Genomic DNA, 21868 nt, shown 5'->3' on the forward strand with positions numbered 1-21868 from the left:
ATTTATCTCAATGGCTTATTTTTTTAACCATGAATTTCTTTTGAAAACTATAATTTAAATTCACAGGTTTCACAACTTAAAGCGTTGACAATCACTTAAAAACACAGAGCTATGAAACCTATATTTTTATTATTATACCTTACCGTTTTTACCCTAAGTTGTAAAAACAAAGGCATTGTGTATAACGATCCCATTCCAGAACACGACAGTTTAATTATAAGTTCGAAGATTGTAAACGAAGACCGCGTTATTAATATTTGGACGCCACCAAACTACAAAGAATCGACGGACAGTTTTCCTGTACTTTATATGACAGACGGAGGTATAAAAGAAGATTTTCCGCATGTCGCAAATACGTTAGCTAAACTGATAAGTGAAAATAAAATTCCACCTTATATTCTAGTTGGAATTGAAAATACAGAACGCAGAAAAGACCTTACTGGTCCGACAGAGGTGGAATTTGATCTCACCATAGTGCCTCATCCTGGAGGTTCTACTAATTTTAGAGGATTTATAAAAAATGAACTTTTTACTGAAATAAATAACAGATATCGTACTACAGACAAAAGGGCCATTATTGGAGAGTCTGTCGCAGGACTATTTGTTATTGAAACCTTTCTTTTGGATAATGACATGTTCGATTATTACATTGCCGTGGATCCATCTTTATGGTATAACGAGCAATATCTAGCGAAGAACTTTGAAACCTTAGCAAAAGATGATTACGGACAACAAAAGAAACTTTGGTTTGCTGGTTCTGATGCTGAAGACATTTCTACACATACCAGAACGCTAAATGAAAAATTAAAGGAATTAGACTTGGGATTGGTATGGAAGTATTCTGATGAACCCGAAGAACAACATAGTACGATTTTTAGAGCGACTAAAGAAAAAGCGATAATTTGGACATTGAATGAATAATAAGGCCTGCGGGTATTCCGTATTAAAATAATGATTTATGCTTAGCGTTTCAATTAATGTCTTAATACCATAAAGAAGAATGACTACGCGCAAAACGGATGCTGAAAACATAAAAAACCTGTATGAAACTATAGACGAGCAAAACCTTAGCGATGAAGAAAAGTATAAATATCTCACGCAAAATGATTCCGATATACTAGAACACAAAGCACGTGTTTTAAAAATTATAGGAGAGAGGGGATTGGGGGCTTTAATGAATGACACCAAATGGTTAAGGCTTCAAAAAGTAATATCAAAACTTGAATATCCACCTGCCTATTTAGAAAAACGAGTTACCGATACCGAATTTATATACTCGGACGTCGATACTGATACGATATCATTTATAGGCGATTGGTCGCCTTATTACATGGAAGGTATGCCACTATTTTTCGATATTGAATATTTAATAATAATACCGAGACGTAAAGAATATTTAGGGACGTTGGTAAAAGCAATGACTGTAGATATTAGTGAGCAATTAAAGGACATTCTGATCAAAAACAAGATCCCTTTTGAAATGGATCATGCTAATTTTGTCATTTTTGGATATAAATAAGTTACTTACAGCACGTCATAATATGGAACTTTATATCCGCAAACCGATTTAAATAATACCAATCTTACTAAAATGTTTTACACAAAATATACTTTCTTAGCTTCTTTAAGCCTTTTTATAGTACTAATATCGACAGGTTGTAAGCAAACTTCTGAAAGTGCCAATAAAGGCCAAATTTCTAATGAGCCGACTTTAGATGCAAACACAGCAGTACCTTTTAAAGACTATTACGACTCTGGTGAACTTAAAACCGAAGGAGAACTTATTGATAATAAAAAAACAGGGAAATGGATTTCATATTATAAAAATGGTGAACAGAAATCTGTAAATCATTATAAGGACGACGTATTCGATGGTTATCAAAAAATAGATTATTCTCAAGAGCTATATATGGAAGGGTACTCCAAAAACGGATTAAAAATCGGGGTTTGGAAAAGTCATTTTAAAGACGACAACAGACTAAAATATGTAAAAGAATTTGACGCTGCTGGCAATCCCTCAGGAGAATGGAAAAGCTATTACGATAGTGGAGAGCTTTACACGGTTGAAAACTTTTTAAAGAATAAAGCTCATGGCACACAGACATCCTATTTTAAAAATGGTAATATCAGTGCTATCGGCGAAAAGGCTAACGGAAGAGAACACGGCATCTGGAAATATTATTACGATAATGGGACTTTAGCTTCTGAGAAAACCTTTACAAACGGAAAAGAACAAGAGTAATGTATTCAGTATCGTAAATAAGGTAGAATGCATAACATTGGAATCAAACAAAATTTTAAAAATGTTGGAAGTTGAAAAACCTATGATACTAAGTGCCATTTAATAGAAAACTGATACTTACGATAATTAATACGCTTAATAAGTCTAGACCTATTTGAAGACTTAAAATAATATCAAAAAAAATACTTTACTGAAAAACCAAGTCTCATGCACCTAGTTTTACCAGTAAAGTATAATCTATTTATATAAATCTAGACTTCATGTTTTGAAGTCTACAGGTCTCATGTTAATCGATCCATATCGTCTTGGTATTAACAAACTCTTTAATTCCGTAACCAGAAAGCTCACGACCAAAACCACTTGTTTTTATACCTCCAAAAGGTAATCGCGGATCGGATGCGACTAATTTATTCACAAAGCAACTTCCGGCTTCCAATTGCAAGGCTATTTTTTCACCTTTCTTTTTGTCGCTTGTAATCACACCTGCTCCTAAACCAAACTTAGAATTATTGGCTAATTCAATGGCATGTGCTTCATCTTTTGCACGAATTACAGATGCGACAGGTCCGAATAATTCTTCATTAAAAGCCTCCATTCCATCTTCTAAATCCGTTAGAATAGTAGCAGGGTAGTAGGCACCTTTACGGTTCGGAATTTTACCACCTAAAATTAATGTCCCACCTTGATCTATTGTTTTTTCGACTTGTTTATGTAATTCATCTCTTAAGTCTAATCGCGCTAATGGACCGTAATAAGTATCTTTATCGGTAGGTTCTCCCATTTTGGCAGCCTCCATTTTCTCGGTATACAATTTTAGAAACTCATCGTAAATTTTATCTAACACAATGATTCGTTTAGCAGCGATACACGTTTGTCCGTTATTTTGTAAACGACCAAGCGTTGCTAAATCCGTAGCCTCTTCTAAATTAGCATCGTCTAAAACGATATAAGCATCATTTCCTCCTAATTCTAAAACCGTTTTCTTCAAGTTTTTACCCGCTATTGACGCTACAGATTGTCCTGCAGGTGCACTACCTGTAAGTGTTACAGCAACGATGTGGTTGTGTTCTATAACCGCTTCAATAGCATCTGAAGCTACATTTATATTAGAAAAGATTCCTTCAGGAAAACCTGCTTTAATAATCGCTTCTTCAATAGCAAAAGCACACCCTTGAACATTAGATGCGTGTTTTAAAACACCCGTATTTCCAGCCATAAGCGCAGGTGCTAAAAATCGGATGGCTTGATAATAAGGAAAATTCCACGGCATAACTGCTAATACAACTCCCAAAGGTTGAAAGGTGACATAGCTTTTTTCGGCCTCGGTTTTAACAGCTGTATCTTGTAATAAATCTTTAGTGTTTTCGGCATAATAACGACACACCCAAGCACATTTTTCAACTTCTTTTCTAGATTGTCCAATTGTTTTACCCATTTCAGCAGTCGCTATTTCCGCATAATAATCGGTGTTGTTTTCCAATTCATCGGCAAGGTTATTCATTAATTGTGCACGTTTTATATGGGATGTGTTTTTCCATTCCATAAAAACCGTATGCGCTTTTTCAATTTTTTGCTGTGTTTCTTTAACTGTTAATCGGTTATATTCGGCAATTTTTTCTTCTGTAGCTGGATTTATTGAAATTGATTTACTCATGATATTTATTTTTTTAATTTTTCAGAGAATTCTTTAATAAGAACATTTAATATTTCATGATTTAACGAATAATCGATCGCTAAATCTATAAGTTGAATGCCTTTGGAATGTAATGCGGTGTCTAATGCAGATTTAAATGACTCTACCGAATTTGGTTTGTATCCCACGGCTCCAAAACTTTCGGCTAATTTAACAAAATCTGGATTGGTATATTCTAAACCATATTTGGGAAAACCTTCATCTTCTTGTTTCCACTCGATCATACCATAACCATTATCGTTTAAAATGATAACAATCAGGTCTAATTGTAGTCGAGAAGCGGTTTCTAGTTCTTGAGCATTCATCATAAAACCGCCATCTCCATTAATTGAAATCACTTTTTTATTTGGATATAATTCTTTAACCATCATAGCAGATGGTAAGCCAGCGCCCATAGTGGCTAAAGCATTATCTAGAATTAAGGTGTTTTGCATATAGGCTTTATAATTTCTCGCAAACCATAATTTATACATCCCATTATCTAGCGTAACAACACCGTCTTTAGGTAGTACATCGCGGACTAATTTTACCAAACGTTGTGGTAAAATAGGGAAGCGGTTATCGTGTTCGTAAGTTGTTAAGTGATCACAAACATTGTCTTTTACATGAAGGAAAAACGTGTTATCCCAAGAATGAGCAACAGGTTTTAAAGCTTCGGTAAGCTGATTAACACTGGTCGCAATGTCGCCGATAATATTTAAATGAGGGAAATACAATTGATCTATTTCTGCCGCAAAGTAATTGACATGAATGACCTTTTGATCGCGATCTGCTTCCATAATGAAAGGCGGTTTTTCAATAGTATCATGTCCGATATTTATAATGACATCGGCTTTATTAACGGCTTCATGTAAAAAGTCGTCGTTAGATAATGCCGCGGTTCCTAGATATAAATCGTGACGTTCGTCGATAATACCTTTCCCCATTTGGGTATTAAAAAACGGAATTCCAATGGTATCTACAAAATCGGTTAGCGCTTTGCTTGTCCGATTTCTATTGGCCCCAGCACCGATAAGCACTAAGGGTTTAGATGCAACTTTAATTAATGCCACCGCGTGTTGTATTGCTTTTTGGTCTGCAATAGGTTTTCTATCCACTACAACATCAAAAAGTCTGAAGTCGTCTAACTCTTCCTGTGCAACATCTTCTGGTAATTCGATATGTACAGCACCAGGACGTTCTTCTTGAGACAATCGGAATGCTTCACGAATCATGGAAGGTATATGATTGGCATGAGTAACCTGCTTGGTGTATTTTGTTAGAGGTTGCATCATTTCCACAACATCTATAATTTGAAACTTCCCTTGTTTACTTTTTTTAATTGGCTTTTGGCCAGTAATCATAAGCATGGGCATGGCCCCTAATTGTGCATAAGCTGCGGGAGTCATTAAATTGGTAGCACCTGGACCCAAGGTAGATAAACAGACTCCCGGTTTGCCGGTAAGACGACCATACGTGGCCGCCATAAACCCTGCACCTTGTTCATGCCGGGTAAGTATGAATTTGATCTGTTTTGACTTGCGAATAGATTCAAGAATGTCTAGATTTTCTTCTCCTGGAAGTCCGAATATATATTCTACCCCTTCATGTTCTAGGGCTTTAATAAATACATCTGAGGCTTTCATTTTAGTGTTCATAATGCTAAAGGTTTTAGTGACGCTTACGATTCTGAAGCTCCAGAATTTGCTATATTTTCTAAGGCTTGAGAAATCATGCCTAAAGTCTCATCATTATCATCTACATCATGACGTTCTGCGATATAATACGGATCGTTATATATGATGTGTACACTGCCATCTGCATCTTGATAAACCAACATTTTTTGAGGTAAATCTAATGCCATAGTTCTAGACTCTTCCATTAAAGGCGTACCCAATGCTGGGTTACCAAAAATTATAAGTTTAGCAGGTCCTAAGTCCAAATCTGCACTTTGTGCATTAGCTTGATGATCTAATTCTGCTATGATAGAAATAGGTTCTAAGCCATTAAGTGTATTAATAATATTTGTGTAAGTGGTGTCGAAATCGTTCGGACTTGAAACGGAGATAATTCCTTTTGATGATGCATTAGCAACAGGATTTAAAATTACCTCTTCTCCAGTAGATGCATTTACAATATTCGTAAGGGCATTCTCAACCATTTCTGTAGTTGAAACAGTTCCTAAACCATGTCTATTGATTATGTATTCTACAGAATTATAAGCCACAACAGTATGATTATCTTCATCTGTATATACCGAAATACGTTGAGGCAAATCTAATCCCGCCTGAATATTATCCTGCATAAGTGGTGTGCCAAGTGCAGGATTTCCGAAATATACGGTTCGTGTATAATCTAAACTTAAATCTGCATTTTGAGCATTTGCAGAATGATTTACTTCAGCAACAATTCCGATATTATCGTTAGAATTTAAGGTTGCAATAAGTGCATTGTAGATGTTCGTAGGATCTTCATTGGTTTCTATGTATCCAATACCAGCGGTTTCTGGCACATCGTTGCTTGGAATTTCGCTATTATTATCGTCATCATCATCGCAGGCCGAAACTAAAAATAATGCGCAACATACAAGTGAGGTGATTTTTAATGTTTTCATGGTGATCTGTTTTATATTAGAGCACAATGTAACACAGGCTATTTTTAGTTCTTACCGCTATCACTTATAATATTGACTTGAAGGCAAAACAGATCTTAAAGCACATGTTAAATTTATAAAAATCACATCATTACAGCACTAATCTATTTCAGTTTTACACCTGGTTTTAGACTAATAAAGACTACCGTACAGACAAATAAAAATAGTAAATACCAAGTATGACTAACCAAGTCTATATAATTTATGCCTTCGTTAGAAAAACTTAAAATCATTAATACTTGTGCACCATAAGGTAATAAACCTTGAGTAATACAGGCAAAAATATCTAAGGTTGAAGCTGTGTCTTTTGGATCCAATTGGTATTCATCGGTAATTGTTTTACTAATCGGTCCAGAAATAATAATAGATACTGTGTTATTTGCAATGGCCATATTTATACTACTTACCAAAGCTGCTATTCCGAATTGTGCCGACTTTTTATTCTTGATGTATTTTTTAATATTGATTAATATATAATCGATACCACCGTTCTTTTCTACCAAAGCGGCAAGTCCACCAGTTAACAAGGATAACAAGAAGATTTCGGTCATGTCGGTAAAACCTTCATAACTAATTTTAGTGGCCTCTAAAAGTGTAAAATCTCCATAAATTATACCTATCAGCCCCGTAGAAAGTGTTCCTATTAATAATGTAACAAAGACATTTACTCCTAAAATAGACAGTAAAATAATTAAAATATAAGGTAGTATTTTTATTATAGAATAGTTGTAAACGACCAATTCGGTATCTTCTGCTTTAAGATCTAAACCTTGGACTATTAGAATAATAAGTGTAATTACAGCTGCAGGTATGGCTAGTTTGATATTCTGCTTAAATTTATCGCTCATTTTGCAGCCTAAAGATTGTGTGGCAGCAATGGTTGTATCTGAAATTACCGATAAGTTATCGCCAAACATACTACCGCCTAATAACGCGCCACATAAAATGGCTAAATCAGCAGTACTTTTATCTGCAAAACTCACTACTATAGGTGCTAAAGCAACGATAGATCCAACTGATGTTCCTGTAGACAACGATAAAAATCCAGCTATAATAAAGACCCCTGCATAAATGTATTGAATGGCAATATAGTCTAACCCCAAATTCACAATGGCATCTACACTTCCTGTGGCATCGGCCACTGCAGCAAATGCTCCAGCCAGCAAATATATAAGACACATGGTTAAAATTTTATCGTCGCCACATCCTTTTAAAAGTGTTTTTATTTTAGAATCGATTGATTGTCGAAACATTAAAAAAGCTACAATAATACCTCCTATTACTGCAATAGGAGAGGGTAATGCATAGAAATCGTTTTGATAAATACCGACCCCTAGAAACGTTAATACGAATGCGAAAAGCGGAATTAATGCTGAAAATTTTGGTGTTCTTTTGGTGATTTTTGCCATCTTATAGTCGTTTTAAAAAGAGCATAGTAGCAAATAAGAAGAAATATGATTTAACATTTGTTCCAAATAATTGGCATATCTATTTAGCACCTTGCTCGTTAATGCAGGTTGCTATCTCTTTTTATGGAGATTCTTGATAATTATTTTAAGCCGGCAAAAGTAGTATATAAATTGATATGAAATTCTTAAAAAAAGTTAATTTTAAATTCAATGCGGTTATCCTAAGAATAATACGGCATCCTAGACGACCTCGTTCGTCTTTCCATTTATAAAAACGACAAGACATAAAAAAAGCTTTAATACTGTCCGCGCCGACAAGATTAAAGCTTTTTTAATTTATTAAAATACTATCTATATTCAGGATTAGAGAAGTTCCATCGGGTACCATCGTCCCAAGCTTCTCTAGAGTTTCCGTAAGCTGGATAGCCGTCTTGTGCTTTCAGCATTTTCGCTAAATGCATTAAGTTATAGCTCATAAAGGTCGTATTTCGATTGGTGAATTCAGAATCGTGACCTACTGGCGGATCGATACTTTCACCTTTCCATTCGGTATCCCCATAACTAGGTCCAGGACCTACGGATCCAATCCAACCAGCATCTGATTGTGGCGGAATGCTATATCCTAAATGTTGTAATGCGTACAACATACCCATCGCGCAATGTTTTACACCGTCTTCATTTCCTGTAATGATACATCCTCCAGCTTTTCCGTAGTATACATATTGACCTTTATCGTTTTGATACCCGCTCATAGCATACAAACGTTCTATTAATTTAGAGGCTACCGAAGAGCGCTCTCCCAACCAAATCGGTGTTCCAATAACGAGTATATCCGCATCGATAATTTTTTTGTAAATGTCTGGCCATTCATCATAATCGTAGCCTTCTACGGTCATATCTGGTTGCACACCTGCCGGAATATCGTAATCTGCTAAACGTATCGTTTCAACAGAAACACCTTCAGATTTCATAATATCAATAGACACATCCATAAGGTTTCTGGTATGACTTAGCGATGGAGATTTCTTTAAAGTACAATTAACAAATACAGCTTTTAAGTTGCTAAAATCTATTTTTTTCATAATTAATCATGTGAAATTAGTATTATATATTGAGTTATTAACAATCAAATTATCAGTCAATTAAAACCCATAGAGTTGATTATTCTTTCCAATTATCTTCGCTATAACTACACCCAATATAATATATGGGACAAACGTGATTAATAAAAGTATTTCGAAAGATGTAGTTATTAAAGACATTCCTAAATATGCTACAATGTTAGCAAGAATACCGTATGCAACTCCTTTAAACCAGAGATTCCGAATGTGTATGTTGTGAGCAAATATAAATCCATATCCCAAACCAAAAAGGATTCCGGCCATGAAATGCGCCACCCAACCAATCACCAACGAAACGCCTATTGCTTCCGATAATAATTCCCAAGGGAAAATCTCAGGCATTCCTAAATTAGGTAGGATTACCATAATAATTGTCATGGCTACTGTACCTAAAAGACCTGCTGCTATATACTTTGGAAATTTATTCATTCACTTTGTTTTTTTAATTCAATCTTTCATATTAACTACCCAAGATTGTATTTGTAATATGACATTATTAACATTCTGTCGATAACATTATACAAGATACAGGATGCATTCAGTTAGAATTGATGCATTCCGTTTTACTATTGCCGTAATCAGGATTTCGACCTATATTTAAAGTATTGTTGGGTTCTGTATAAAGACAAATTTTATAACATATGTAGTTTTATAATAAACTTAAAGGTGTTTAGAGAGTGCTGTGTTGGTTGTTAAAAAAATAAAGGATACGTATGAGCTACTCAATTAAAACCTTTACTTTTATCATTCTTAATTAATAACATGTCAGTTCCCAATAAATTCTCATTTGTCAACCCCAACAAGTTTCCTTTTTTCTACGGTTATATTGTCCTTTTTATAGGAAGCATTGGTGTTCTCGCCAGTATTCCTGGACAAACAGTAGGTGTTTCTGTATTTACAGATCCGGTAAAAGATGCATTAGGATTGAGCCGAAATCAGTTTAGCAATGCCTATATGTTTGGGACATTGTTAAGTGCTTTTTTTGTGTCTAAAGCAGGAATTTTGTTCGATCGTTTTGGCGCGCGATATGTTGCTTTTTTTGCAACACTAGTTTTAGGAATTTCATTATTACTTTGTGCCGTTTCTGTGCAAATTAGTGAAGGCCTTAAAACGATGCTTAATGTGAACACTTGGCTAATTCCTTTTGGTGTGATGTGCGTGTTGTTTTTCTTTATCCGTTTTAGTGGACAAGGTGTATTAACCATGGCATCTAGAAATATGATTATGTTGTGGTTCGACAAGAATAGAGGAAAAGTAAACGCCATAAGTAGTATTACCGTGTCTTTAGGATTTTCAAGTTCACCTTTAGTGCTTAATTACCTGATAGAAAATCACGGGTGGGAGCGTAGCTGGCAAATTTTAGCGGTCTGTTTATTTATCTTTAGTTTCGGTATTTTACAATTATATCGAAACAAACCAGAAGATTTTAATTTGGTTCCAGACGGTGTTAAAAAGACGATTAAAAAAGTAGTCGATACACCCAAAAAAGCAGTTAAAGATTTCACTTTAATTGAAGCAAAAAAAACACGAGGATTTTGGATGTTTGGTTTAACCCTAGCTTTTAATAGTTTCTTTGCTACAGGATTTACGTTTCATGTCGTTTCTATTTTTGCTACACAGGGTTACAGTAAAGCACATGCTATTGCTATTTTTATTCCCATTTCTATTATTGCGTTATCCGTGTCTACCTTTTGTAATATTTTAAGTGATTACATTAATCATAAAATATATTTATATGTAATGTTAGGCGGTGGTGTTTTGGCGTCTTGCGGTTTATTGTTTTTATCTCACCCGATGGGTGTGTATGCTTTAGTGGCTGGTTTAGGACTTTTAAGCGGGTTATTCGCGGTGATTAATGCAGTAACTTGGCCTAGATATTATGGCCGTTTACATTTAGGAGCTATTACCGGAAAAGTAATGAGCTTTTTAGTGATTGCAAGTGCTGTCGCTCCGAGTTTATTTAGCTACTGTTTTTCTACGTTCGGATCTTACAGTTATCTTGGGTATATGGCTTTGGCCTATTTATTATTTTTAATTGTGGGCGCTTTGGTCGTAAAGAATCCGCAGTAATATGTTTATAATTTCTATAATTCACCAAACTCCGAATCTAAAGCACTGTATTTATTGTAAAACGAATAAACCACTGTTTTCGGGGATGCTTATATGTGCTACATTGCCTACATTTGCCCATGCTTTTTAAGCCCCAAAATATACTAGTCATTTTGTGTCTCTGTTATGCGTCTCTGTGTATGGCACAAACTGCGACTGTTATAGAGGCAGAAAATCAGAAAATAGACTCACTGTTTTATTACTTCAATAATGGCTCCGATAAAAAAGCATATCAGGAGGCTCACATTGCGTTATCTAAATTTAAAACCAATAAGGCCGTAGTGAACACTAATTTATTATTGGCTTATTACCATAATAAGTATTCGGCCATAGACTCTTCTATTTATTATACTCAGAAAGCTCTTAAAAGTAGAACAACAGTAAATGATTCTTTAAGCATACGATTAACCATTTTGGCTTACCAATTACTCGCGATTAATAACAAAAAGAAGGGCTTATATCACGAAAGTAAAAAATGGTATATTCAGGGTGCCGAACTCAGTGAAAAAAATAACGAAACAAATTTATACTACACACATATCCACGGTTTGGCAAGTACATATATTGCACTGGGTAAGAACGTTGAAGCCTTAGAACTTCTGAAAAAATGTGTTAAAAACTCTAACGATCAAGAAATAATTTTAGGAAGCTACATTAATTTAGGTTCCATTTATTCCTCACTTTACCAATATAAAACCTCGAATACCTATTTGCAGAAAGCTAAAGAGATCTGCGAGCAAGATCCCAATCAGAAACAGGCCCTAACAAGTGTTATTCTTAATATAGGAGATAATTACATCAGTAATGGTGAGCCAGACAAAGCGCTATTTGCATTTTATGAGGCGAAAAAAATAAGTTTCGATAATCGGTTCCATAATTTAGATATCATAATTTCAGACAAAATTGGTACTGTACTGTATAGTGAAAATCGAAATAATGATGCGCTTTTAATATTTACGAATACATTATCTAAAGCGATGCGCTTGGGATCTTTAGATATACAGATGCATAGCTATCTCATGCTAGAAAAACTATCGGTTAGAAAAGCAGATTATACTAATGCCTATCATTATGGAAAACGATATTATCAGATAAAAGACTCTATTGAAAACTCCCAGAAAGAGCAAGAAATAAACAGGTTAGAAGTTCAGTTTGAAACCCTTGAAAAAGAGAAAAAGATAAAGTTATTAGAGATTGAGAACTTAAATAAAAGTTTGAATATTAAAAATAAAGATGCCGATATAGAGAACTATAAACTTCAGCAAGCTATAATTGCCAAGCAAAATGAGAATCAGGTACTTCAATTTCAGAATGGTGCTGAAAAACGTAAAAACGAGATCGCATTACTTAAGGAAAAAGAAGCTTTAAAGGCAGTAGAATTAGATCGCGAAAAGACCATAAAATATATTGTTCTTGGGGCCTTTTTCATTTTACTAGTTCCTATTGTTGCGCTTTTAATTATCTACTATCAAAAACTTCAAGCACAAGGGTTGCTTAATTTAAAAGAGAAAGAGATTAATGAACAGCGTGTGAGTTCATTAAAAAAAGATCAAGAATTAAAGCTTATTAAGGCCTCTGTAGAAGGACAAAATCAAGAACGAAAAAAGATTGCTCAGGAAATGCACGATAGTGTTGGTGGTAACTTGGCGGCTATAAAACTACAGTTCAGTCAGCTTACAAATCATCCTGAAAAAATGGCTTTAATTTACAGTCAGTTAGACGATACTTACGAGCAAGTAAGAAATCTATCGCATAATCTATTACCTAAGAAAATCAGAGAAAAACACTTGGTCTTTTTAATTAAGGAATATATTTACACCGTGGAAGATGCTAGCAACATTAAAATAAATGTGTCATTTTTTGATGAGGATAAAATTAACGCTTTAAACAAAAACTTACAAAACGAATTGTTTTCAATTTTTCAAGAGTTAACCACCAATACGCTTAAATACGCCAAGGCAAATACGATAGATATCCAGTTAGATCTCTTAAACGCCTGTATCTTTTTCATGTATGAAGACGACGGTTTAGGTTTCGATGTCTCACAAACGTCGTTGGGTATTGGCTTAACAAATATAAAGCAAAGAGTAGAAAATTATAATGGGACATTACATATAGATTCTAAACTAAATAGAGGTACAAGTATAAATATTGAAATTCCATTAAACGCATAATTAAATGAAGCATAATCTTATAATAGCCGACGATCATAAAATGTTTTTAGACGGTTTATTAAGCATTCTAAGCACAGAAAGTGATTACAATATTTTATACACTGGAAAACATGGTGGTCATATTCAGAAATATATTTCGATAAATACTGAAGAACAAATAGATCTTGTTATTACAGATGTGACCATGCCAGAAGTTGATGGCATTGAACTAAATAAATGGATTAAGAAAACGTCTAGAAATATAAAAACACTGGTGGTGAGTATGCATAACTCGGCAGATATTATAGACGATCTTATAGAGAATGATGTAGATGGTTACCTTCAGAAAAATGCACAAAAGGAAGAATTTCTAAAAGCGATTAAAACAATTTTAAGTGGTGAAAAATATTTCTCGAAAGAGATTAAAGACATCTATCTTAAAAATAAATTTGAAAAAAATAAAGAGCAGGACATTAAACTTACAAAACGAGAAGTTGAAGTAATCTCACTTATCGCCGAAGAATTTACGACACAAGAAATAGCAGACAAATTATTTTTGAGTAAGCATACTATTGAAAGTTACCGAAAAAATTTAATCACGAAACTTAATGTGAGAAACCTAGCAGGACTAACCAAGTACGCCATTAAAAAAGGATATGTTTCTTAATGATTAATATATATAGTATACGGCAAGGTGCTTTTTTTAATAGCGCCTTTTTTGTTTCATTTACTTTTAAAACCTAAAACAGATTAATTCTTCTACTTATTTCAAATAAAAAGAATAATATAGTGAAACAAAAGCGTAAGAAATAATTCGCAAATAGCTAAAAAACAACAATATACATGCAAAACCCCTGTTTTCAGGGGTTTTGTTTTCACCTGATAAGGGGTTATACAGGAGGTGCTATTCCTCTAAATTTGCTAAAGAATATGAAACGCATCCCAATAAAAAAACAGGATGCCATAATTCAAAAACAAAACAATATTTAACCCTTAAAAACACATTATGATTTTCGGAATTACACTAATCTTATTAAGCATCATCGCAGTACCATCTTTATTATTATCAAAAAAACCTAATGCCAAAGAACTCTTAGAAAAAATAGAACCTTATCAAGGTTGGATCGGATTAATTTGTTGCTTTTATGGGATTTGGGGAATTGTATTTTCAATTTTAAAGTTAGGCTGGATCTCGACATTTCCAATTTGGTGGGGAACCTTATTAGCAGGAAATAGTATACAAGCTATTTTAGGATTTATGCTAGGCTTTGGATTGATTAACAAATATGTATTATCTAAAAACGATGGTGCTAAAGAAAAAGCAGTAATCCTTAGAGAAAAGTTGGCACCAAAACAAGGTAAACTAGGTCTTATTGGAATATTCGTAGGTATTTGGATGATCGTCGCTAACATTCTATTCTTTTAACATAAACACTTTAAATTAAATTATCATGAAAAATATTATCTATTTAATGGTTTTAATGTTTGCATTACCAAGCATTGCACAAGACAATAAAAACACGATTTCTGTTATTGGAGAAACAGAAAAACAAGCCCTAGACGACAGTTATATTATTCTAATTACGTTACAACAAGTAATGGTTTACGAGGGTCAAGGCGAAGTAGAAGCTACTTCTTTAGATGTTGTAAAAGAAAATTACATAAAAAAAGCAGCAGAAGCAGGTATAGATTTTAACAAATTTAAAAGAAACACCTATTACGAGTTTGCGATATCGTATTCGCAAAACAGAGAATCTGCATCTTATTACTTAAAAACGTCCGACAAAGCAGAAGTTAGAAAAATAATGTTATTAAAATCTGCTGGAATGTCTATTACAAATATAGATATAGAAACCAATAAGTTAACAGAGCAAGAGTTGGTAGAACTTTCTGTAAAAGCTATTGCCAATGCAAAAGAGCGCGCTAAAGCTATGGCTAAGAAAATGAATAAAACCATTGGAGAGATCGTGAGTATTTCCGATACAAATACGAGCAAACAGTATGTGCTAGATTACGGGACTTCGGGTACTCAAACCCATTCTGTTTCTGTGTCTTTTGAATTATTATAAAATTACGAATGTCTATATATAAACAAGAAATCAAAACAAAAATGAAAATTAAATTACTAGTATTATCAGTATTCGCTGTCTGTTCTATTTTTAACGCAGAAGCACAAAAATTAAAAAAGTTTGGAAGTTCGATAGAGAAAAAAATTGGACCAAAAACCATTCAAGTGCCTTACACAGACGTTATTTCTTATTTAGGCTATGCATCTGCAGGTAATGAAGACGAAGTGGTAGACGGTAAAAAATTCTATTACATTTACTTATGGATTCCTGCTGTTGCTCCAGAACTTGGTGTAAGAATGTTGTCTCCTGTAGCTAAAACAAAAGTAAAAGATGCTATAGAATCTGCCGCTTATGCAGAAAACGCATCTTCAAGCGACTATTTTGATACGTACATAACTTTAGAACGTTCTACTATTTTTACAAAAGAAGATATCTCTGAAGACGCTGCTAAAAACGCAACGTGGACTAAACTTGCGAGCAATGATGATAGTTCTGAAATGCCAGAACAACCTAGCGGACGTAGCTACAATTCTTTATTAAGATACGAAAGCGAAGTAGGAAATCCTACAAAAGCATTAACTGTTGGTTTATACCGTATTGGTTTTACAACCTATAAAACAGGAGAAGTTAATGGAACATTTTTAGCTGAAGTTGCTGCCCCAGTAAAATTACCTGGTGTTGTTATGGCTAAAACTATTGAAGAGCTTAAAAAAGGACTATAAAACACATTAGACATTTGTATTTTATTGTAGCACCGCTTTATTTGCATAAAGCGGTGTTTTTTTGTTTTATAGGATTACTAATAATAGTTAGAACTTAAATTGCTCTCGTATATCTCCTGAATTCTAAGGATTTTTCACAGACTCTATCATTTTTTAGTAATTTAGATGCTTTTCCTATAGCACTAAACTTATATAACAACCTCTTAACCTATAAAACCAGTATGAAACAAATTTTACTATTAATTTTAGGAATACTTCTAATAGGCTGTAAACAAAAAACAACACATACGAATGAATTCTCTTCACATTCTGATAGAATTGAATTAACTACTAAAAAAATAAAGGGCAATAGTTTGTTTCCTGCTGGAGCAGTTCCAATTTATTTTAACGACACTTTAGATCATTACGAATATCCTGTAATTTTTCCAGAGGATCTTACAGAGATAAAACTCGCAACGCAACATGTGGACATAAAACCTTTTCAATTTGAAAATTTAAAAAAGGATAATTCAGATTATCTGAAAGTCTTTTTAAAGGAAAATTATCCAAGTCATATTGACACCTTAAACTTGCCACCCGTTAAAGACAATAGTATTTGCATGATGACTGGAAAACGTGGTACTGAGCGTATTTTTATTATTGACGAAAACAACAATAAAGACTTTAGAGATGACGCCATTAGAAAACTTGGTAAAATGGATTGGGAAACAACAGATCAGCTCATCAAATCTAAATATAAAATTTTCGATGGAGAGAAAATGAAAACAGATTCCACTTGGGTAAATATTGGTAAATTAAAAAATAAAATATTATTTTCTGTGTCACATCATTTAGTGTCAACTTTTTCTATAGACACTAATAAATATCAAATAGGAATTGTAGATAGGCACTCAAATTTTGGCTTCGACAGACCCATATTAGCATTACTTTCAGAGAATGGTGTAAAGAAAGATTCCCTTCCTAAAAGTGAATTACTTAATAAAGGAGAATACCTAAAATTAGGTTCCGATTACTACAAATTTGAGAATATTTCAAATGATGGTGAAAAGATTAACTTGATTAAACAAAAAGATGTTAGTCATTTAGTTGGAACTCAAGTTGGGTTTATTGCACCAAAATTTACTACTCAGACCATAGACAGCAGTACTGTTTCTTTAGACGACTACAAAGGTGAATATTTAGTATTAGCGAATCTAACAGCATGTTATTCGGCTATAAGTACGTATCAGCATTACAAAGAAATGACAGAATCGTTTCAAGGAAAAATTAGTTTTATTGGCATTGATAATTCAACCCAAAGCCTTCCTGTGAATATTAAAAATTTAAACTTATCAGGAAAATTTATATTTGCTGAATTGAATAATGATGAGATTCAAAAACATTACAGACAAGACTTCTCTTCAAGAACTTGTTTCTTAATCGATAAAGAAGGTCATATTCAAGATAAATTTGAAATATCAGATTGGAAACAGAGCCTAACACGAATTATTAAATAGATAAAATATCGTGTAACCAAGTACTATAAGACAAGAACCGTTAATACTAGAGTTAAAAAAACTACATAAAAGTAAAAAAAATAGAATGAGTAAAATAGAACACATTGAAAGTGAGATTTTAGAATTAAGAACTCAATTAAAAAACCACAAACTATATGCGAGTCTAAATACGATCGATGACATAAAAATTTTCATGGAAAATCACGTGTTTGCTGTCTGGGATTTTATGTCACTTTTAAAGAATCTTCAAATCAATCTTACCACAATCCAAACTCCTTGGACACCACCCAAAAATCCAACATTATCACGGTTTATAAATGAAATTGTTCACGGAGAGGAAAGCGATATTAATGAATTGGGAGAGCCTAAAAGTCATTTTGAAATGTATTTGGATGCCATGCTTCAACTAAATGCAAGTACTAATGAAATCAATAGTTTTATAAAACAGATTGAATTAGGGAATTCGGTTGAATATGCTTTGAACGAGATTAATATAGATAATAGAGTAGCCGATTTTGTAAAGTTTTCATTCTCAACTATCAAAACAAATAAACCGCATCTTGTCGCTTCGGCATTTACATTTGGACGAGAAGATGTTATTCCTGATATGTTTATTGAAATTCTTAAAAATTCTGATTCTGAGAATAAATTATACAACAAATTAAATTACTACCTGGAACGCCATATTGAATTGGATGGTGATGAACACGGTCCGTTATCTCTTAAAATGATTTCAGAATTATGCAAAGACGATGATCAAAAATGGAACGAAACATTACATGTTGCAAAACAATCATTAGAAAAACGAATTGAACTCTGGGATGCGATTTCAGATTTAATTCAGAGTAAAAAGCAAGCATACAGCAATGCTTAATTAATATTAATTAGCAACGTAAATTCAATTTTTAACTGTGGCTATGTTATAAACACCCTTAAGGCATAAAGTAAAAATGATACGCTTCTTTAATCTATAAAATAAATCATCAGAACTCTTTATCAAAGTTGATAATGATCAATTGTCTATTAACCATACTGTTTTCGAATTTCCATTGGACTGGAAGGCGCTTAAAAAATGTTTTGGGGAACACTCTGAAATTAAAAGTAACGGAATCTATTGGAAACACATAGGAATAAGTATGCATCCGCATGGTGAGATGGTGGTAATGCCATTTATATGCAATTGTTAAGGTTTGGAGAAGGTTGGGAAGACTTTTGGGATATAGAAATAACGGAGGATGCCAAACAGTTTCCAAACTTAAAAAAGAGTAAGATTATATTATGCAAAAGACCATGTAATTAAAGAGCTAAATGGTATGGGGATTGAAACCACAAGGATATAAAAAATTAGAAACCACAAAGTATCGTAATAAACAGCAACTAAAAATACATAAGGGATTAACTAAAGGGTTTCGTGATACTTATTTTACGGTTATACAGAATTAACTATTCAAAACTCTTAATTGCAAATACGCCATGTTCTTAGCGTTAAACGCTGTGTAACGTGCCTTGAAAAACACACATGAAACAAATTATACGAATCACATTTAGTCTTGTATTTCTAGTCAGTTGTAATAATTCGACTAAAAATAAGGGCGAACGGGAATTTATCCCAAATCCTGAAAAATATGCCCTTGACGAATATTTAGAAATCAACGACTCCTTAAAATATAAATTTACACCTGATACTTTAATTGGACAACTAAGTCTTAATAATACTCAAAACGTAAACGAATATCTCGGAAAAGATGTCATGAAAAAATTGATCGATGATAGTCTACCATACTCTAGTGTGACGTCCAAAGATGGAGAACAACGCCTGACATTTTATTTTCATCCTGGAAATATAGTTAATACTTTTTCGGAATTTAAAGTCAGTTATAACAATAAAAAGGATAGAGTAGAAGAGGTTACAAGCGATAGAGCGTTTAAAACTGAAAGCGGCATAGAACTAGGAATGACTGAAGGAGATATTTTGGCAATTAAAGGCAAACCTCAAAATAGAGTCAACAATGAAACGACCGTTTTTCATTATAAAATTGAAAATATGGAAAACTCCGAATTCTTAAAAACATATAACATGCCAGTTTATTATGCAGATTACGAATTTAATAACGGGTATCTGATAGAGTTTCGGTTCGGATTTGAATACCCATAGGATGAAAAAGAACAATGGCATAAGCTGGTATAAAAAGGATGATTTAAGCACTTCATCTAAGCGAAAATCATTTTACAAATACACATACTATTTTTAAAAGAAACGTTAAAACTAAATAAATCTGAAAAATGGAAATATTTGAAACCGAAAGATTAATAATTAGAGGTTTAGAAGAAGTAGATAAGAAATATTTTGCTGAACTTTTTACTGATCCAATCGTTTTAGAAGGTATTCCTCAGAAAGCATTTACGCCGATCCAAATAACAGAGCGGTTTAATAAAAGCCGGAATTTAACGTTGCGCGATTTAAGTGATCAGAAATGCGCTTGCGCAATATTTGAAAAAGGTAACGAAGAAATGATTGGACTCGCTCTGTTTTTAATAAATGAACATGACGAAAAGGAATTGGGATATCGGTTTAGAGTAGATTATTGGGGGAAAGGATACGGAACAGAAACGACGAAAGGTATGTTGAAATATTATTTTCAGGAAATGAATGAAAACAAAGTGACTGCAGATGTTAATATCGCTAATATTAGTTCTGTAAAGATTTTGGAGAAGTTTATGAAACCTGTCCGCCAATTTTTTAATGAAAGAGATAATTGCATCGATAGAACGTATGAACTCACTAAAGAAAACTGGATAAAACAAAAGTGAATGACTACTTAAAGGAGTATGCATTAAGCACTCCATTACTTCTTGTAGTAAAGTAAAAAAAACCATGTAAAAAACAATCAAGTTAAGAAACTGAAAACCCTAGAAACAGACATGGTTTGGTTAGACATTGATAAGCAAATCTGGGATGCTCAATTTAAAAAAAAAAAAACACGATCAAGAGAAGCTATTAATACAGCGAATTTATACAAGACATAATTTTAGATGTTAAGCTTTTATTAGTCCAAATAATAAAAATAGTAAATAAAAAATCACTTATTCTTCTCCACCAATAAGACTTTCTAGAGCATAAAACAAACGATTCTTAGCATTTGCTTGCGAGCCAAAAATAGAACGGAACAGTTTGCCTTCCTCAGAAATTAGAATCCATTGTGGTGTCCCTTCAGACTTAAACTGATCGTAGACCAAATGATCTGCGTCTATATAAATTGGAAACGGAATCTCGCCACTCGTAAACACGCTTTTAATATTTTCTTTTGTACCTGTTCGATTTTTAAAATCCGCATGAATTCCAATTACTTGAATTGTAGGGAAGGTCTGCTGAAATTCGTAAGCCAACGGAATAGCACGACCTGTGCAGCCCAAACAATCGTTATTATAAATAATAAGTAGCATGATTTTATGCTTATAAATAGCTAAGAGATCTACAGGAATACCTTCTAAATCTAAAACGGATATGGATTGTATTGGAGTACTCATGGATTTTTGTTTTCAAAAGATTATAAATTTAAGGATTATAATGGTGTTCTAGTGCGCAATTTGGTTTTAGATTAAGGATAGTAAACGATTGTTTTTCGGATGTGTTCTTTATTCTATTTGATAAATGTGTTTTAATTCACAATAGCCAAACAAATTCTAATGTGTTCGATTAAAAAAAATTTACTAAATTTAACCTAGATACTAAATGCTGTTCTAAAATGAATCATTCCAAGTTACAATCTATTAAAGAAATGGCACAAGAATTGGATTGTGGTAGCGACTGTTACTATAACACTAAAACGGACAAGGTAATTGCAATTCCCAATTTTTCAGAGCTGATAGATGAAGATCAATATCTAGAGTGCTTTGGAGAAGCCTTAGAAGAAATCGAGAAAAATAAAGCAGATATTATAAAAATAGACGTTTTAAATGCTACTGAGTCCTTTCAAATAATGGAACGTTTTGCTAATCAACTTTCCGACCCAACGTTTAGAATAGAATTGGAAACTATTTTAAAGCACAAAAAACCGTTTCAAAATTTTAAGTATGCCATCGATCAGTCCGAATTTAGACAAGCATGGTTTGATTTTAAAATAATAGAACTCGAAAAAATAGTGGCTCTTAAACTTAATTAAACATTAGGTAACCCGAAAATATAATAATTGCTATCTTAGCAGTCAACCAAAGGCTGATG

22 protein-coding genes, 1 pseudogene and 1 riboswitch are annotated in these 21868 nt (G+C 33.3%); of the genes and pseudogenes, 16 read left to right on the forward strand and 7 right to left on the reverse strand.

All coding sequences use genetic code 11. The annotated features are described in order from the left end of the window. The first annotated feature begins 111 nt into the window (after nucleotides 1-111). The 3 genes from ACFFVB_RS03505 to ACFFVB_RS03515 all read left to right on the forward strand — a co-directional run bounded on the left by ACFFVB_RS03505 (nucleotide 112) and on the right by ACFFVB_RS03515 (nucleotide 2242). A complete protein-coding gene (locus tag ACFFVB_RS03505; RefSeq protein ID WP_382381220.1) occupies nucleotides 112-921 on the forward strand; it encodes an alpha/beta hydrolase in 810 nt (269 codons plus the stop codon). A 79-nt stretch (nucleotides 922-1000) separates the two neighbouring features. After that, complete coding sequence (locus tag ACFFVB_RS03510; protein WP_382381222.1) at nucleotides 1001-1519, forward strand: DUF6678 family protein; 519 nt, start codon at nucleotides 1001-1003, stop codon at nucleotides 1517-1519. A gap of 72 nt (nucleotides 1520-1591) precedes the next feature. Continuing rightward, nucleotides 1592-2242: a toxin-antitoxin system YwqK family antitoxin gene (locus ACFFVB_RS03515; protein WP_382381224.1), complete on the forward strand. Its 651-nt coding sequence runs from the start codon at nucleotides 1592-1594 to the stop codon at nucleotides 2240-2242. A gap of 286 nt (nucleotides 2243-2528) precedes the next feature. Here ACFFVB_RS03515 and ACFFVB_RS03520 read toward each other — a convergent pair whose 3' ends face one another. The 6 genes from ACFFVB_RS03520 to ACFFVB_RS03545 form a co-directional block, all read right to left on the reverse strand. Further along, nucleotides 2529-3896, reverse strand: a complete 1368-nt coding sequence (locus ACFFVB_RS03520) for an NAD-dependent succinate-semialdehyde dehydrogenase (RefSeq protein WP_382381226.1) — start codon at nucleotides 3894-3896, stop codon at nucleotides 2529-2531. Nucleotides 3897-3901: 5 nt separating this feature from the next. Further along, nucleotides 3902-5572 carry an acetolactate synthase large subunit gene (locus ACFFVB_RS03525; RefSeq protein ID WP_382381228.1) on the reverse strand — a complete coding sequence of 557 codons (1671 nt, stop codon included), beginning with the start codon at nucleotides 5570-5572 and terminating at the stop codon, nucleotides 3902-3904. 23 nt (nucleotides 5573-5595) lie between these two features. Next, nucleotides 5596-6528 carry a DUF302 domain-containing protein gene (locus ACFFVB_RS03530; RefSeq protein ID WP_382381230.1) on the reverse strand — a complete coding sequence of 311 codons (933 nt, stop codon included), beginning with the start codon at nucleotides 6526-6528 and terminating at the stop codon, nucleotides 5596-5598. A gap of 143 nt (nucleotides 6529-6671) precedes the next feature. Continuing rightward, nucleotides 6672-7976, reverse strand: coding sequence for a Na+/H+ antiporter NhaC family protein (locus tag ACFFVB_RS03535; protein ID WP_382381232.1), 1305 nt, complete (start codon nucleotides 7974-7976; stop codon nucleotides 6672-6674). Between the two features lie 46 nt (nucleotides 7977-8022). Next, a riboswitch (SAM-I-IV-variant riboswitch) is annotated at nucleotides 8023-8121 on the reverse strand. 202 nt (nucleotides 8122-8323) lie between these two features. Then, nucleotides 8324-9058 (reverse strand): flavodoxin family protein, encoded by a 735-nt coding sequence (locus tag ACFFVB_RS03540; protein WP_382381234.1) that lies wholly within the window; start codon nucleotides 9056-9058, stop codon nucleotides 8324-8326. A 60-nt stretch (nucleotides 9059-9118) separates the two neighbouring features. Further along, a complete protein-coding gene (locus ACFFVB_RS03545) occupies nucleotides 9119-9526 on the reverse strand; it encodes a DUF6789 family protein (RefSeq protein WP_382381236.1) in 408 nt (135 codons plus the stop codon). Nucleotides 9527-9859: 333 nt separating this feature from the next. Between ACFFVB_RS03545 and ACFFVB_RS03550 the strand changes: the two genes are divergently transcribed. The 12 genes and pseudogenes from ACFFVB_RS03550 to ACFFVB_RS03600 all read left to right on the forward strand — a co-directional run bounded on the left by ACFFVB_RS03550 (nucleotide 9860) and on the right by ACFFVB_RS03600 (nucleotide 20457). Further along, nucleotides 9860-11167 carry an MFS transporter gene (locus tag ACFFVB_RS03550; RefSeq protein ID WP_382381238.1) on the forward strand — a complete coding sequence of 436 codons (1308 nt, stop codon included), beginning with the start codon at nucleotides 9860-9862 and terminating at the stop codon, nucleotides 11165-11167. A 179-nt stretch (nucleotides 11168-11346) separates the two neighbouring features. After that, the gene (locus ACFFVB_RS03555; RefSeq protein ID WP_382381240.1) at nucleotides 11347-13380 is read left to right on the forward strand and encodes a tetratricopeptide repeat-containing sensor histidine kinase; all 2034 of its coding nucleotides are present in this window, start codon (nucleotides 11347-11349) and stop codon (nucleotides 13378-13380) included. Between the two features lie 4 nt (nucleotides 13381-13384). Then, complete coding sequence (locus ACFFVB_RS03560; protein ID WP_382381242.1) at nucleotides 13385-14026, forward strand: response regulator; 642 nt, start codon at nucleotides 13385-13387, stop codon at nucleotides 14024-14026. A 339-nt stretch (nucleotides 14027-14365) separates the two neighbouring features. Next, nucleotides 14366-14785: a hypothetical protein gene (locus tag ACFFVB_RS03565; RefSeq protein ID WP_382381244.1), complete on the forward strand. Its 420-nt coding sequence runs from the start codon at nucleotides 14366-14368 to the stop codon at nucleotides 14783-14785. Between the two features lie 25 nt (nucleotides 14786-14810). Beyond that, nucleotides 14811-15428 carry an SIMPL domain-containing protein gene (locus tag ACFFVB_RS03570; protein WP_382381246.1) on the forward strand — a complete coding sequence of 206 codons (618 nt, stop codon included), beginning with the start codon at nucleotides 14811-14813 and terminating at the stop codon, nucleotides 15426-15428. Between the two features lie 41 nt (nucleotides 15429-15469). Further along, nucleotides 15470-16150, forward strand: a complete 681-nt coding sequence (locus tag ACFFVB_RS03575; RefSeq protein WP_382381248.1) for a Lipl32 family lipoprotein — start codon at nucleotides 15470-15472, stop codon at nucleotides 16148-16150. 221 nt (nucleotides 16151-16371) lie between these two features. After that, entirely contained in the window at nucleotides 16372-17646 is a 1275-nt protein-coding gene (locus ACFFVB_RS03580) for a peroxiredoxin family protein (protein ID WP_382381250.1), read from the forward strand. An 85-nt stretch (nucleotides 17647-17731) separates the two neighbouring features. Then, a complete protein-coding gene (locus ACFFVB_RS03585; protein WP_382381252.1) occupies nucleotides 17732-18520 on the forward strand; it encodes a DUF3050 domain-containing protein in 789 nt (262 codons plus the stop codon). A 121-nt stretch (nucleotides 18521-18641) separates the two neighbouring features. Then, nucleotides 18642-18833 (forward strand): DUF7738 domain-containing protein, encoded by a 192-nt coding sequence (locus tag ACFFVB_RS18695; RefSeq protein WP_446685090.1) that lies wholly within the window; start codon nucleotides 18642-18644, stop codon nucleotides 18831-18833. Then, nucleotides 18812-18946 (forward strand): annotated as a pseudogene (locus ACFFVB_RS03590) (hypothetical protein); the annotation flags it as partial. The gene ACFFVB_RS18695 and the pseudogene ACFFVB_RS03590, both read left to right, overlap by 22 nt. Nucleotides 18947-19165: 219 nt before the next feature. Beyond that, complete coding sequence (locus ACFFVB_RS03595) at nucleotides 19166-19801, forward strand: hypothetical protein (RefSeq protein WP_382381254.1); 636 nt, start codon at nucleotides 19166-19168, stop codon at nucleotides 19799-19801. Between the two features lie 128 nt (nucleotides 19802-19929). Beyond that, the gene (locus ACFFVB_RS03600) at nucleotides 19930-20457 is read left to right on the forward strand and encodes a GNAT family N-acetyltransferase (RefSeq protein WP_382381256.1); all 528 of its coding nucleotides are present in this window, start codon (nucleotides 19930-19932) and stop codon (nucleotides 20455-20457) included. A 273-nt stretch (nucleotides 20458-20730) separates the two neighbouring features. On the opposite strand, the gene ACFFVB_RS03605 is transcribed toward ACFFVB_RS03600, so the two are convergent. Continuing rightward, nucleotides 20731-21174, reverse strand: a complete 444-nt coding sequence (locus ACFFVB_RS03605) for a TlpA family protein disulfide reductase (protein ID WP_382381258.1) — start codon at nucleotides 21172-21174, stop codon at nucleotides 20731-20733. A 218-nt stretch (nucleotides 21175-21392) separates the two neighbouring features. On the opposite strand from ACFFVB_RS03605, the gene ACFFVB_RS03610 reads away from it, so the two are divergent. Then, nucleotides 21393-21809 carry a UPF0158 family protein gene (locus tag ACFFVB_RS03610; RefSeq protein WP_382381260.1) on the forward strand — a complete coding sequence of 139 codons (417 nt, stop codon included), beginning with the start codon at nucleotides 21393-21395 and terminating at the stop codon, nucleotides 21807-21809. The last annotated feature ends 59 nt before the right edge of the window (nucleotides 21810-21868 follow it).

The sequence above is a fragment of the Formosa undariae genome (assembly GCF_042427615.1).
In the GTDB taxonomy this organism is placed as follows: Bacteria; Bacteroidota; Bacteroidia; order Flavobacteriales; family Flavobacteriaceae; genus Formosa; species Formosa undariae.